The sequence below is a fragment of the Cupriavidus sp. AU9028 genome (assembly GCF_019795295.1).
Classification (GTDB): domain Bacteria; phylum Pseudomonadota; class Gammaproteobacteria; order Burkholderiales; family Burkholderiaceae; genus Cupriavidus.
Genome location: NZ_JAIMCG010000002.1, coordinates 134195 through 148158, shown reverse-complemented (window position 1 = coordinate 148158; position 13964 = coordinate 134195). Strand labels below are relative to the sequence as shown.

10 protein-coding genes are annotated in these 13964 nt (G+C 68.0%); 7 read left to right on the top strand and 3 right to left on the bottom strand.

Annotated elements, in window-relative coordinates; genetic code table 11:
- Positions 1-226 precede the first annotated feature (226 nt).
- From K6V06_RS02970 to K6V06_RS02960, 3 genes are all read left to right on the top strand, one after another.
- Positions 227-3556: an autotransporter outer membrane beta-barrel domain-containing protein gene (locus tag K6V06_RS02970; protein ID WP_222240093.1), complete on the top strand. Its 3330-nt coding sequence runs from the start codon at positions 227-229 to the stop codon at positions 3554-3556.
- A gap of 247 nt (positions 3557-3803) precedes the next feature.
- Positions 3804-5996: a glycogen debranching protein GlgX gene (gene glgX, locus K6V06_RS02965; protein ID WP_222240092.1), complete on the top strand. Its 2193-nt coding sequence runs from the start codon at positions 3804-3806 to the stop codon at positions 5994-5996.
- 246 nt (positions 5997-6242) lie between these two features.
- A complete protein-coding gene (locus tag K6V06_RS02960) occupies positions 6243-6917 on the top strand; it encodes an alpha/beta hydrolase (RefSeq protein ID WP_222240091.1) in 675 nt (224 codons plus the stop codon).
- A gap of 16 nt (positions 6918-6933) precedes the next feature.
- Here the strand turns inward: K6V06_RS02960 and K6V06_RS02955 are convergent, their stop codons facing one another.
- The gene (locus K6V06_RS02955) at positions 6934-7425 is read right to left on the bottom strand and encodes an Rrf2 family transcriptional regulator (RefSeq protein ID WP_222240090.1); all 492 of its coding nucleotides are present in this window, start codon (positions 7423-7425) and stop codon (positions 6934-6936) included.
- A gap of 237 nt (positions 7426-7662) precedes the next feature.
- On the opposite strand from K6V06_RS02955, the gene K6V06_RS02950 reads away from it, so the two are divergent.
- Positions 7663-8868: a globin domain-containing protein gene (locus tag K6V06_RS02950; RefSeq protein WP_222240089.1), complete on the top strand. Its 1206-nt coding sequence runs from the start codon at positions 7663-7665 to the stop codon at positions 8866-8868.
- On the opposite strand, the gene K6V06_RS02945 is transcribed toward K6V06_RS02950, so the two are convergent.
- Positions 8865-10358, bottom strand: a complete 1494-nt coding sequence (locus tag K6V06_RS02945) for a PLP-dependent aminotransferase family protein (RefSeq protein ID WP_222240088.1) — start codon at positions 10356-10358, stop codon at positions 8865-8867. The genes K6V06_RS02950 and K6V06_RS02945 overlap by 4 nt on opposite strands.
- Before the next feature lie 366 nt (positions 10359-10724).
- Here K6V06_RS02945 and K6V06_RS02940 point away from each other — a divergent pair, with 366 nt between their 5' ends.
- Positions 10725-11186, top strand: coding sequence for a carboxymuconolactone decarboxylase family protein (locus tag K6V06_RS02940; RefSeq protein WP_222240087.1), 462 nt, complete (start codon positions 10725-10727; stop codon positions 11184-11186).
- Positions 11187-11324: 138 nt separating this feature from the next.
- Positions 11325-12107: an alpha/beta hydrolase gene (locus K6V06_RS02935; RefSeq protein WP_222240299.1), complete on the top strand. Its 783-nt coding sequence runs from the start codon at positions 11325-11327 to the stop codon at positions 12105-12107.
- Positions 12108-12145: 38 nt separating this feature from the next.
- On the opposite strand, the gene K6V06_RS02930 is transcribed toward K6V06_RS02935, so the two are convergent.
- Positions 12146-12604 carry a helix-turn-helix domain-containing protein gene (locus tag K6V06_RS02930; protein WP_222240086.1) on the bottom strand — a complete coding sequence of 153 codons (459 nt, stop codon included), beginning with the start codon at positions 12602-12604 and terminating at the stop codon, positions 12146-12148.
- A gap of 94 nt (positions 12605-12698) precedes the next feature.
- Here K6V06_RS02930 and K6V06_RS02925 point away from each other — a divergent pair, with 94 nt between their 5' ends.
- Entirely contained in the window at positions 12699-13952 is a 1254-nt protein-coding gene (locus tag K6V06_RS02925) for an MFS transporter (protein ID WP_222240085.1), read from the top strand.
- Positions 13953-13964 lie beyond the last annotated feature (12 nt).

Sequence of the window (13964 nt, the reverse complement as noted above, 5' to 3'; positions counted from 1 at the left end):
TGCGTGCGCGCAACAGCGGCGGCCCCGTGGCGCATCTCATCCTGCCCTTGCGCAGGTCATTGCTCCCGAATCGGAAATCGGCGATGAATTTTTGTCGCAAATGGGCGCCAAGGGAATCTAGATTTCCGCTATGGCCGAGCACCGGCAAGCCTGTCCGCGCGTCGTCGATTCACGCGGCAGCAAGGCACGGCTGCAGGCCGACAGGGGAACCAAGGAGGAAACCGTCATGACCAGGCGCCATGCCGCGCGGGATGCGCGCGCCCGTACCCAACGCACCATTGCGATCCCGGGGAGAGCTGCCCGGGATACGCTGCCACACCAACTCGAGCCCTCCGGCAAGCCGGCCATGCGGTGGATCGGCACCGCGGCCATCACGCTGGCGTTCTCGGGCTATCAGCCCGCCTTCGGCCAGACCATCGGACCGGGCAATTTCAGCCAGATCCTCATTGGGGGCGACGGGACCGTCATCGGTCCGGTCAACGTGGTGACCGGATCCACCGAGACTTCGGGCATTGAGGTCTTCAACACCGGCACTGCACGCCTGGACACCACCGGCGGCCCCATCGCCGTCAGCACCAGCGCCGGTCTCGTGCACGGCATGCTGGTCAGACAGTCGTCGACCCTGACGGCCCCCGCTGCAGGGTTCTCGGTGCGCACGGCCGGGGCAGGCGCCTCCGCATTGGCGGTGCGCGATGCCAGCACGGTGTCCCTGGTGGATGCCGTGCTGCAGACCAGCGGCGGCGTAACGTCCTCGAATGTCGGCGCGTACGGGGTCAGCGTCAACTCGCGCGGCTCGGCCAGCCTGACGGGCGGCAGCGTCACGACCAGCGGGCTGAGCGGCGCGGCCTTCGTCAGGGACGGCACGCTCGAGCTGACCGACGTCGCGGTCGAGGTGGGCGATGCCCGCAGCGACCGCGCGCACGGTGTCACGGCGCAAACCGGCGGCGTCGCCCGCATCCAGGGTGGCTCCATCACGCTGCGGGGAGAGCGCGGCACGGCGCTGTTCGCCTCAGGAATTGCCGGTCCGGGCGCCACCATCACCGCGAATGCGACCCGCGTGCTGGCGATCTGGGGCGATACGCACGGCGTGGTGGCCACGGTCGAGGGCGCCCGCGCGCGGATCTCGGGCTCCAGCATCGAGACGCGGGGCGACCGCTCCGCGGGCCTGTATGCCATCCATACCGGGGCGATCGAGGCGAACAACGGCTCCACGGTGGTCACGGCGGGCACCGACGGGTACGGCGCTTATGCGCGTGCCCGTGCGACCCTCGACCTGGAGGGCGCCTCGGTGACGACGTCGGGCGAGCGCGGTCACGGGATACGGGCGGGCGACGGCGGCACGCGCCTGACGGCCAGCGGGGTGACCGTCGAAACCGGCGGGCGGGATGCTGTCGGTGCGAGCGCGTTCGACGGGGGCGCGCTGTCGATGGCCGATACCACCATCCGGACCCTTGGCGATGGCGCCCATGGCCTGACGGCCAATGGCCTGGGCGCCAGTGCATCGGCACAGCGCTCGACCATCGACACCGCCGGGGTCGGAGCCCATGCGATGGCGGCGTGGTCCGCGGGCGAAATCCGCGGCTCGGCCGTGACGGCGCGGGCGACGGGGACCGACGCTTCCGCGCTGTTCCTGAACGGCGTCACTCCTGCAGGGGCGAATGGGGAGCCGGGGGCGACCAGCGCGACGTTCGATAGCGGCAGCAGCCTGTCGAGCACCACGGCACCGGCCATTGCCATCGCCGGAGGATCCGGCCAGGTGCAACTTGCGGACAGCGAGGTCACGGGCGATGTCCTGTGGCTGCGCGTGGGCGCCGGCGACGCCTTCTCCGAGCAGGCGCGCAGGCGCCTGCTCTCGCCACGGCCGGAGGGCTTGCCCGAGCCGCAGGCCAATCCGGACGCCTCCGACGAGGGACGTTCGCTGACGGTAGCGAACGTGGCGATCGGCAACTATGCGGCAGTGGGCTTCGGCACCGTGACGGCCAGCGCCTCGCAGCTGACCGGTGCGGCGCTCACCGATACCGGCAGCGTCTCCGATGTCCGCCTGCTGGGGGGCACCAACTGGGACATGACTGGCAATTCGAACCTGACTCGACTGCTGGTGGACAACAGCCAGATACGGTTCGGCGCTCCCGCCGGCGCTGCCTTCAAGACGCTGACCGTCGACGAATACGTCGGCAACAACGGCACGGTGCGGTTGAACACGGTGCTGGCGGGCGACGGGGCACCGTCCGACCGCCTGGTCGTCAATCGTACGGCGAGCGGATCGACGCGGCTGCAGATCGTCAACGCGGGCGGCACCGGGGCCCTGACCCAGGCGAATGGCATCCGGGTGGTCGAGGCGGCGGGCACCGCCACCACGACGCCGGACGCCTTCGCGCTGGACGGCCGGGTCGTCGCCGGCGCCTACGAATACCGGCTGTTCCGGGGCAGCACCGATTCGTCTTCGCCACAGTCCTGGTATCTGCGCTCGCAACAGGAGCCGGACCCCCCGCAGCCGCCCGATCCCCAGCCACCGGAGCCGCAGCCACCGCAGCCGCAGCCACCGCAGCCGCCGCAGCCGCAACCGCCCACGCCGCCGGAGCCGCCTCGGCCGCTCTTCCGTCCGGAAGTCGCCGCCTATCTGGCCAACCAGCGCGTCGCCGGGCAGATGTTCGTGCACAGCCTGCATGACAGGCTCGGGGAACCGCAGTTCATCGAGTCGCAGCGCAACCCGGCCGGGGGCGGCGTGGCGCAGCTGGGCTCCGGCTGGTTGCGCGCGGTCGGCAACTGGGAGAGCAGCCGCAGCGCGAACGGGCAGTTCGATGTCGATACCGACACCTTCCTGCTGCAGGGCGGCGCGGAGCTGGCCAAATGGAGCGTGTTCGGCGGCGCGGATCGCGCGCACTTCGGTCTGATGGGCAGCTACGTCAATTCGCGCTCCGATGCCTCGGCGCAAGGCAACAGCGCGGGCGCACGCGGCAAGGTGGATGGCTTTCTGGCCGGCGCCTACGCGACCTGGTACCAGAACGACGAGAGCCGGCTGGGCGCCTATGCGGATGGCTGGTTCCAGTACGGCTGGTTCGACAACGAAGTCCAGGGGCAGGGCCTGCCCACCGTGAAGTACGACGGGCATGGCTATGCAGTCTCTGGGGAAATGGGCTATGCGGTTCCCGTGCGCGGGCAATGGGTGGTCGAGCCGCAGGCGCAGTTGATCTATGTGAACAACCGCACCGACGACGTCAGCGAGGCCAACGGCACGCGGGTCTCCGGCGCGGATGCGGATGGCGTGCTCACCCGGCTTGGGGTGCGGCTGCATCGCACCCTGGTACAAAGTGAAACCCGGCGGATCCAGCCCTATCTGACGCTGAACTGGTGGCACGGGGATGCCGGGGAGAGCGTGCGGTTCGATCAGGTGCCGGTTGGCGACCTCTATCCCGAGAACCGCTACGAGGTGAAGCTGGGCGTCAATGCGCAGCTGGACCGTCGCTGGAGCGGCTGGGCCAATGTCGCCGGCGCTTGGGGCAAGCAGGATTACGACCAGTACACCGTTCGGGTGGGTGTGAAATATACATGGTGAAGGAGCCCTTCTCTCCTCGCTGGAAGAAACTACAAGGAGGAGGGGTGCTTTTTTCCATGTGGCCCGGCGGGATTGGCGAGGCGAGGGGATGCACTGCTGATCCCCGCCGGGAATCGGCCTGATTTCAAGGCGCTTGCGTGGGGAAACACGGCGGATTGCCGGATCGGTGTCCCGGCACGCGCCGTGCTCTGCTGGTGATTTCGGCCCGGAACGTTCCGGGCCAACTCATACGCGGAGTACCGAAGACATGTCATCCATCCGGATCAGTGAGGGGTTGCCGTTCCCGCTGGGAGCCACCTGGGACGGCGAGGGGGTCAACTTTGCGCTGTTCAGCGCGAATGCCACCAAGGTCGAACTTTGCCTGTTCGACGAGCGAGGCGAGCGGGAGGTCGAACGCATCGTCCTGCCGGAATACACCGACGAGGTCTGGCACGTGCGCTTGCAGGGCATCGCGCCTGGCGCGGTCTACGGCTATCGGGTGCATGGGCCCTACGACCCGGAGAACGGCCATCGATTCAACCCCAACAAGCTGCTGCTCGATCCGTACGCCAAGGCCTATGTGGGCGAGCTGCAATGGAATCCGGCCGTCTTCGGCTACAACCTGGGGGAGGACGACCTGACCTTCAATACCGAAGACAGCGCGCCCTTCATGCCCAAATGCCAGGTGGTCGACCAGACCTTCACCTGGGAGCACCCGTTGAGCATTCGGGTGCCCTGGGACCAGACCATCTTCTACGAGACCCATGTGCGCGGCTACACGAAGCTGCATCCGGCCGTGCCCGAGAAGCTGCGCGGCACCTTCGAGGGGCTGGGCCAGCGCGAGGTCATCGAGCATATCCGCAGCCTGGGCGTGACGTCGGTCGAGCTGTTGCCGATCCACGTGTTCCTCAATGACAGCCATCTGCTGGACAAGGGGCTGACCAACTACTGGGGATACAACACCATCGGCTTCTTCGCCCCGGATCCACGCTACTTCGCCCGCGGCCCGGGTGCCGTGGCGGAGCTCAAGCAGATGATCGACCGCTTCCACGAAGCGGGCCTCGAGGTAATCCTCGACGTCGTCTACAACCATACCGCCGAGGGCAGCGAGCTGGGCGCGACGCTGTCGTTCCGCGGCATCGACAACCTGTCGTACTACCGGCTGCTGCCCGATCAGAAGCGCTACTACATCAACGATACCGGCACCGGCAACACCCTGAACCTGTCGCACCCGCGCGTGCTGCAGATGGTGATGGACAGTCTGCGCTACTGGGTCACCGAGATGCAGGTCGACGGCTTCCGCTTCGACCTGGCCACCATCCTGGGACGCGAGCCGGGCGGCTTCGACTATGACAGCGGCTTCCTGAAGGCATGCCGGCAGGACCCGATCCTGTCGAGCGTGAAGATGATCGCCGAGCCTTGGGATTGCGGGCCGGGCGGCTACCAGGTCGGCGGCTTTCCTCCGGGCTGGGCCGAGTGGAACGACCGCTTCCGTGATACCGCGCGCGACTTCTGGCGCGGCGAGGAAGGGGTAGCTTCCGATCTGGCGACCCGCATCACCGCCTCGGGCGACATGTTCAACCATGCCGGCCGCCGCCCGTGGGCCAGCGTCAACTTCATCACCGCGCACGACGGCTTCACGCTGCACGATCTGGTCTCCTACAACGAGAAGCACAACGAGGCCAATGGCGAGGACAACCAGGACGGCACCTCGGACAACCGCTCCTGGAACTGCGGCGCGGAAGGGCCGACCGACGATGCGGAAGTCTGCGCGCTGCGCGAACGGCAGAAGCGCAATCTGCTGGCGACGCTGCTGTTCTCGCAGGGCACGCCGATGATCGTCGCCGGGGACGAGTTTGGCCGCACCCAACACGGCAACAACAACGCCTATTGCCAGGACAACGAGATCAGCTGGGTGGACTGGAACATCGGCGACGAGGGCAAGGCGCTGATCGAGTTCGTGCGCAAGCTGACGACCTTGCGCAGGACGCTGCCGGTACTCCGGCGCAGCCGCTTCCTGACCGGGGAGTACGACGAGGAGCTCGATGTCGCCGATGTGAAGTGGCTCAGCCCGGCCGGGGATGCGCTGACCTCCGACCATTGGGACGATGCGTCGATGCGCTGCTTCGGCCTGGTGATCGACGGGCGCGCCCGCGTCAGCGGCATTCGACGTCCTGCCTCGGACGCCACCTTGCTGCTGGTGTTCAATGCCTATCACGACGTGGTCGAATTCAAGCTCCCCGATATCGCGGGCAGCGACCAGTGGACCTGCCTGATCGACACGAATATGCCGGTGCGCGATTCCTTGCCGACCTTCGAGTCCGGCGACGTCTATGCGGTCACCGGCCGCTCGCTGCTGCTGTTCTCGCTGGAAGCCAAGGGAGCAACGGCGCGCGTGTTCCAGCGGCTCGAAGAGAAGCTGACGGACGATATCCCGCCGGAGCAGGCCGGTTCGGCCTGATTACCCTCTCCCCCGACCCCTCTCCCGCAAGCGGGCGAGGGGAGCGCACCACGGGCGCTGGGTGTTCCCCCTCTCCCGCAAGCCGGCGAGGGGGCAGACCGTCGCGCTGGGTGTTCCCCCTCTCCCGCTTGCAGGAGAGGGCCGGGGAGAGGGCAACGACGCGGCTCGAGCGGCGACGATCCAGTACCATCACGGCTTGTCCAACCGCCGCGCCCGGCGCGGCTTCTTGTTTTCCGAGGGAGAACCATGACGATTCCGTCCGGCACGGAGCAGATGCAGGTGCAAGGCGAGGCAGGGCAGATCGAGGTGCTGGTCGACCGGCCCGAGGGACAGCCGCGCGGCATCGCGCTGATTGCGCATCCGCATCCGGTACAGGGCGGGACGGCGACCCACAAGGTGCCGGTGCAGTTGGCGAAGGTGCTGGTGTCGAAGGGCTATGTGGCGGCGCGGCCCAATTTTCGCGGCGTCGGGGCCTCCGCCGGCAAGCACGACCACGGCGATGGCGAAACGCGCGACATGCTCACCGTGCTGGAGGCGCTGCGCCAGCAGTATCCGTCGCTGCCTTTCGTGCTCGGCGGATTTTCCTTCGGCGCCTACGTCATGGCGCGTGCAGCCGCGCAATTGAAGGAGCAGGGCACCCCCTGCCCGCACCTGATCCTGACCGGCATGCCGTGGGGCAAGGTGCACGCCCACGCCGACTACCAGACCCCGCCGGTGGCAGCCAGCGCGCTGGTTGTGCATGGCGAGCAGGACGAGCGGGTTGCGCTGTCGGCGATCTTCGAGTGGGCAAGACCGCAGGAGCTGCCGGTGGTGGTGGTGCCCGGTGCCAACCACTTCTTCACCGGCAAGCTCGGTGCACTGACGCGGATCGTCGAGGCCTACCTGGAGCGGATCGAGCGCGAAGGGGCGCAGGGGGGCTGAGCGGCCGCCGGCCGTCTCAGGCGACCGACCGCGCCCGCGCGGCAGGGCGCAATGCGCCGACGGGAACCAGCGCCGTGCCCCCCAGCATTCGCGCCAGCGCCGGCTGTTGCACGACGTCGGCAAGCGTGGCGCTGTCAAGCACCTTGAAATACGCCTGCAGGGCGTTGCCCAGCACCCCTTGCAGCGCGCAGACCCCCTGGATCGGGCAGCCGGCGTGCTCGCCCGGATCGCGGAAGCACTGCACCAGCTTGAAGTCCGGCTCCATCGCGCGCACCACGTCGCCAATGACGATGTCCGCGGCCGGCTTGCCGAGGCGGATGCCGCCGGATCGACCCCGCATGGTATGCAGGAACCCCAGCTGGCCGAGATGCTGGACGATCTTGATCAGGTGGTTCTTGGGGATGCCGAACGTGTCCGCGATCTCCTGCACCGTGACGAGCCGGTCCGGATGCACCGCGACGTACAGCAGCACGCGCAGGCTGTAATCGGTGTAGTCGGTGAGTTTCATGGCAGGCGGTGCATCGGTGGGGTGGGCGGCGGGACAGCGCAGTTTAACATCCGGCTGTCATACACCTTTGCCAACGTCAAGCAACTTGCGCCGCATGGGAATGTTGCACTAGATATGCATCTTTAATAGAATCGCTGCCATGGTCGATGCAGCGCAGCAACGGCGCGCATCGACCCTGTCCCCGGTGGCGCTGCTGCGCCTATTTTGATGTATGCGAATGCATATTTGGAGAATCCCGTGCTGTCCGACGCTTCGAAACCCCTGATCGATGCCAGTGTTCCAGTCCTCAGGCAACATGGACTGGCCATCACGCAGCTGTTCTATCGCAACATGTTCGAGGAGCGGCCGGAGCTGACGAATCTGTTCAACATGGGCAATCAGGCCAATGGCTCCCAGCAGCAGTCGCTGGCGGCGGCGGTCTTCGCCTATGCAGCGAACCATCGCAACGCCGAGGCGCTGGGCCCGGTGCTCGAACGCATCGTGCACAAGCATGTGTCGGTCGGCCTGAAGCCGAGTCACTACGCCATCGTCGGCAAGCATTTGCTGGGTGCGGTGAAGACGACCCTGGGCGAGGCCGCGACGCCGGAACTGATGACGGCATGGGACGAGGCCTACTGGGTGCTGGCCGGTGAACTGATCGCCGCGGAGGCGCGCCTGTACCAGAGCACGAATGGCGGACCGGACCATCGCGTTCCGGTGCGTGTGGTCCAGCGCAAGCAGCAGTCGGACGATATCGTGTCCTTCACGCTGGCGCCGGTGGGCGACGGCAAGCTGGTCGATTTTGCCCCGGGGCAGTACGTCTCGGTGGTGGTGGAGCTGTCGCCCGGCAAGTTCCAGCAGCGGCAGTACAGCCTGTCGGACGCGCCGAATGGCAATACCTGGCGCATTTCGGTCAAGGTCGAGCGTGGCGACGCCGAGCGGCCGGTCGGCACGGTGTCGAACTGGTTGCACCGCAACGCCGACGAGGGGACGGTGCTGATGGTGAGCCAGCCCTATGGCGACTTCGCGCCGTCGATCGAGGGCGATACACCGGTCGCGCTGTTGTCCGCGGGGGTGGGGATTACGCCGATGATCTCGGCACTGAATACGCTGGCGCAGCGCAACCCGAACCGCCGGGTGGTGTTCGCCCATGCCGCGCGCGAGCGATCGCAGGTGGCGCACATCGAGGACGTGGTGGCGGCGGTGGCGAAGCTGCCGAAGCTCTCCACGCACTACTTCCTCGAATCCGGGGAGCCGGCCACCATCGCCGGCGGCAAGGCGCTGCCAGGCCGGATGGCCGTGGAGCGGGTGCTGGCCGAGGTCGGTACCGACTGCGACTTCTACCTGTGCGGGCCGCTGCCGTTCATGCAGGTGCAGCGCGCCGCGCTGGAAGGCCACGGGGTTGCCGCGCATCGCATCCACCGCGAGGTGTTCGGCCCGGACCTGCTGGACGACATCCTCTAAGCCGGGGCCCGCCGGCCCGGGCCGGTCGTTTTTCCCGGCGGCGCGGCAGCCGGCAATTGCAGCGCCGCCATCAGATTGGCCACCAGCTCGCGCGCCTGCACCGGCGTCGCGACGTTGGTGAAGCTGACCATCAACCCGCGTCGCCCGGGCTCGCCGTCACGCCAGTCGGTCAAGGCCTGCAGGCCATAGCCGGCCTCCCGTCCCCGCCGCGCCAGCGCAACATCGTCCAGATGGTCGGGCAGGCCGATCAGCAGGTGCATCCCCCCATCCCGCAGTTCGAGAGACAACCCGTGTCCGAGGTAGGGCGCCAGGGCGTCGGCCAGCATCGCCCGCCGCCTGGCATAGAGGGTCCGCATGCGCTTGATATGGCGGGCGAAATGCCCCTCGCGGATGAAGTCGGCCGCCACCGCCTGGAACAGTTCGGGACAGCCGCCGTGCAGGGTGCGCAGGCAGGCCGCGCCGAACGCTTCCCGCTGGCTTTCCGGCACCACCAGATAGGCGAGCCGCAGCCCGGGAAACAATACCTTGCTCAGCGTGCCGCAGTAGAGCACCCGGTCAACCCGGTCCAGGCTCTTGAGCGCGGGCAGCGGGTGCCCGCGGTAGCGATACTCGCCGTCGTAGTCGTCCTCCATGATCCAGGCGTTGTGTTCGCCCGCCCAGTCCAGCAGGGCGTTGCGACGCGCCAGGCTCATCGTTATGCCGGTCGGGCTCTGGTGTGAAGGGGTAACGACGGCCAGGCGGGCGCCGGGATGCCTGTCGCGGCCGTGGGCGACGTCCAGGCCTTGCTCGTCCAGCGGGATGCGGGCCAGCCGGTAGCCCAGCTGCGCCAGCACATGGGAAGTGGGGGGAAAGCCCGGCGTCTCGATCCAGCAGCTATCGCCGCGCCGCAGCAGCGTCTGCGCCACCAGCCCGAGCGCCGCGGTATAGGCCGGCAGAATGAAGATCTGCTGTGCATGGGCTTCGATGCCGCGCGAGCGGTGCAGATAGTCCGCCAATGCCTCGCGCAGCGCCGGCAGCCCGGCGGCAGGCGGCCGTGTCAATGCGGTGGCCGTGCGGGCGTGCCGGGCCAGCAGCCGCGTCCACAGCTTGCGGGGAAAGGCGTCCAGCGCCGGCAGCCCCATCTGCAGCAGCGGCGGCTTGCCATCCTCGTAGAAGCCCATCGAATCGTGCCGCGCCGGCGGCGCGGCCGGCGTTGCACGCGCGGCCCTGGCGCGACGCGCCGGCACCGCGGCGGCGCTGCCCGCCTTGTCGGCGACGAAGGTCCCGGCCGGACCCTTCGCCACCAGGTAGCCTTCGCCGATCAGCCGGTCGTAGGCGGCCTCCACCGTTCCGCGCGCAACGCCAAGTTCGACGGCCAGAACCCGCAGCGATGGCACCCGTTCGCCCGGCGCCATGCGCCCCCGCACGATCAGCGACTTGTAGCGCGAATAGATCTGCAGATGCAGCGGCGTGGCGGCGTTCGGTTCGGTACCGGCGGCTTGTGGCGTCATGGCGTGGTCGTGTCCGTGGTTCCCTGGTGCCTTCGCTGGCCTCGCGCCGCACGGCGGATGGCCTAGTCGCTTTGTCTGAAACTGTGCCTGTCGATTGTGACATCGATGGCCGACACTGTCGCCATCGACCACGAGAACGATGCCTGTGCGCGGGCAGCCGGAACCCGCCATGAACCGATCGAACTGCTGCTGCTCGAATGCAGCCCCGGTCGCGACCGGTCCACCAGCCGCCAGCTGGGGCGCCAACTGGTGAAGGCTGGCCGCGCAGCATCGACCGGTCGAGCTTGCCCGAAGCGGGCGGGCCACGCTGCCATCCCGTCTGAACTCTCTACAACCCATATCGATTCACGACCAAGGAGCAACATCATGAGCGCACCCCGTCTTCCCTGGACTACCCTTGCCCCGGCCCAATACAAGTCGCTTGCCGGCGTCAACCAGGCGCTGGCCAGCTCGTCGCTGGGCGGCAAGCTGATCGAACTGGTGCAGACCCGCGTGTCGCAGATCAACGGCTGCGCCTTCTGCATCGACATGCACGTACGCGACCTGCGCAAGGCGGGTGAGTCGTGGCAGCGTCTGAGCCTGGTTGCCGCCTGGCGCGAGGCCGGTGACGTGTTCACCGCCAGGGAGCGCGCGGCGCTGCAGTGGGCCGAGACGATGACGCGTCTGCCGGACAACCATATCGACCGCGGTCCTGCCTTCGAGGCACTGCGCGAGCATTTCAACGAGAAGGAGATCGTCGAGCTGACCTGGGTCGTGGCGGCGATCAATGCCTGGAACCGGATGGCGATCGGCATGCACAACCCGATCGACGGGCGGCCGATGGAATAAGGCTGGCAGGTTGTATTGCGCGGTTTCCGTGCAGAAGAGCGGGGCGCATACTATGCGGATGGCAGCCGATCCGGAGGCAGTATGGGCACCGCAATCCCTCGCCGTCACGCGCTGACCGCCCGGGTGGCTGCGCTGTGCATGGCCACCCTCGCTGTCATGGCCCCTGGCGGCGCGCTGGCGGCCTTGCAGGATCGCTTCCTGTACTACCCCAGCAAGGCTTCCCTGGACGAGCTGGTTTCCGGACGATTGCAGGCGTGGCCAGGAGCAGCGGAGTTCCGGGGTTTGCTGGCGGAACCGGCGGGGCCGGCACACGGTACCGTGATCGTGCTCCATGGCAATGCAGGACATGCCGGCCACCGGCAGCTGTATGCCGACGCCCTGGTCGCGCAGGGCCTGCGCGTCATCCTTGCCGAATATCCGGGCTACGGTCCCCGCGATGGCGCACTGGGCGAGGCCAGCCTTGTTGCCGACGCGCAGCGCACCGTCGAGCTGGCGCATGCGCAGTTCGGCGCGCCGCTGCTGCTGATCGGCGAATCGCTCGGGGCCGGCGTGGCGGCCGCAACGGCTGCTGGCGAGCGGCAACGCGAAAAGATCGCCGGCATCATGCTCATCACGCCCTGGGACCGGCTCGCCCATATCGCGTCCCATCACTACGCCTGGCTACCCACATCCTGGCTGCTGCGCGACCGCTATGACAGCGTGCGCAATCTCGCGGGCTTCGCGGGTCCAGTACTGGTAGTCATCGCCGAACGCGACCGCATCGTCCCGGCGCGGTTTGGCCGGGCGCTCTACGACTCGCTGGGTCCCCGGCGGCAGCTGCGCGTCGTGGCCGGCGCCGAGCACAACGATTGGTTCGGCCGGGTAGATGCACCGTGGTGGAGCGAGGCGATGGCGTTCCTGCTCGGGAATGAGGGCGGGTAAGTCCCGGGTCATCATGACCGAAGCAAGTGCCGCCGTCGTCAGCCCTGTGGCACGTTCACCTTCCTGACCTCGGTATTCTCCGGCAGCAGTTCCGTGCCGTCGCTGCCGCGCGGCATCATCAACGGAACGGGCTTGCCCGTCCTGGTATCCAGCAGCCGCGAGTGCCGCTCCCCCCGGGAGAACAGGTGCTGTTCGCCCCATTGACGCAGGGCCACCACGATCGGAAACAGCTCCCGTCCCCGGGCTGTCAGCACGTATTCCTGATAGGCGGTGCCATCCGACGCCGGTTGCGTCTGCAGGATGCCCGCCTCGACCAGCCGGGCCAGCCGGTCCGCCAGGATATTGCGCGCCACGCCAAGATTGCGCTGGAAATCGCCGAACCGATGCGTGCCATCGAAGGCATCGCGCACGATCAACAGGGACCAGCGGTCGCCGACCAGGTCGACCGCGCGTGCGACAGGACAGGTCGGATCGAGGCTGGACTTCAGGCGTGGCATGGGAAGCGGAGGGCGAAGGCGGGAAGCTGTAGTTGCATTTTAAAACCGGTATGCCTACCATACAACCAGTTTCGTTTTGCAACTGGATTGATCGATGCCCCCGCTGTGGTCCTCCCCCTGCGATGCGCTGCCGGCTTGCCAGCCACCGCTGCTGCCCGCCGCGTCCGTGCTGCTGTTCGCCACCGCCAGCGGCCTGAGCGTCGCCAACGTCTATTTCGCGCAGCCACTGCTCGATGCGCTGGCGGCCGAGTTCGCCATCCGCCAGGCTTCGGTCGGCGGCGTGATCACCGCCACGCAGCTGGGCTGCGCCATTGCCTTGCTGATGCTCGTGCCCCTGGGCGACCGGATCGATCGTCGTCGACTGATGGCCGCACAACTGCTGGCGCTGGTAGTGGCGCTTGGCGTGGTCGGCTTCGCGCCCAGCGTGCCGGTATTGCTGGCGGGAATGTTTGGGGTGGGCCTGCTGGGCACGGCGATGACGCAGGGATTGATCGCCTATGCCGCGACCGCCGCCGGTGCCGGTGAACAGGGGCGCGTCGTGGGCGCGGCGCAGGGCGGCGTCTTCATCGGCTTGCTGCTCGCGCGGGTATTCGCCGGTGCCGTCAGCGATGTGGCCGGCTGGCGCGGCGTCTACCTCTGCTCCGCGGGATTGATGCTCGCGCTCGCGCTGGCGCTGTGGCGGCGCCTGCCGGCGCTGCCGGTGGCGGCGGACGCGGCCAGCTACCCGCGGCTGCTTGCATCCATGCTGACGCTGTTGCGCGAGGAACGGGTGCTGCAGGTCCGGGGCGTGCTCGCCATGCTGATGTTCGCCGCCTTCAATATTTTCTGGAGCGCGGTGGTCCTGCCGCTGAGCGCCGCGCCATGGCAGCTGTCACATACGGCCATCGGTGCGCTGGGCCTGGTGGGTGCGGTCGGCGCGCTGGCGGCTGCCCTCGCCGGACGATGGGCGGACCGGGGATACGGCCAGCATACCTCCTGCGCGGCGCTGTTCCTGCTGCTGCTGTCGTGGTGGCCGCTATCGCGCCTCGATCAGTCGCTGTGGCCGCTGCTGCTTGGCATCGTCATGCTCGATCTGGGCGGGCAGGCGTTGCATGTCACCAACCAGGCCATGATCCTGCGAGCGAGGCCCCAGGCGCATGGGCGGCTGGTTGGCCTCTATATGCTGTTCTACGCGGTGGGTAGCGGGGCGGGCGCCATCGCCACGACGGCTACGTATGCGCGTGCCGGGTGGCAGGGGGTGTGCGTGCTCGGTGCGGGGGTGAGTCTGCTGGCGATGCTGTTCTGGGCGGCGACGCGACGCGGGATATCGCTTGCTACCTCGGGGCCGCAGGATCGGGGCGGCGTCTAGCGGGACTAGCGG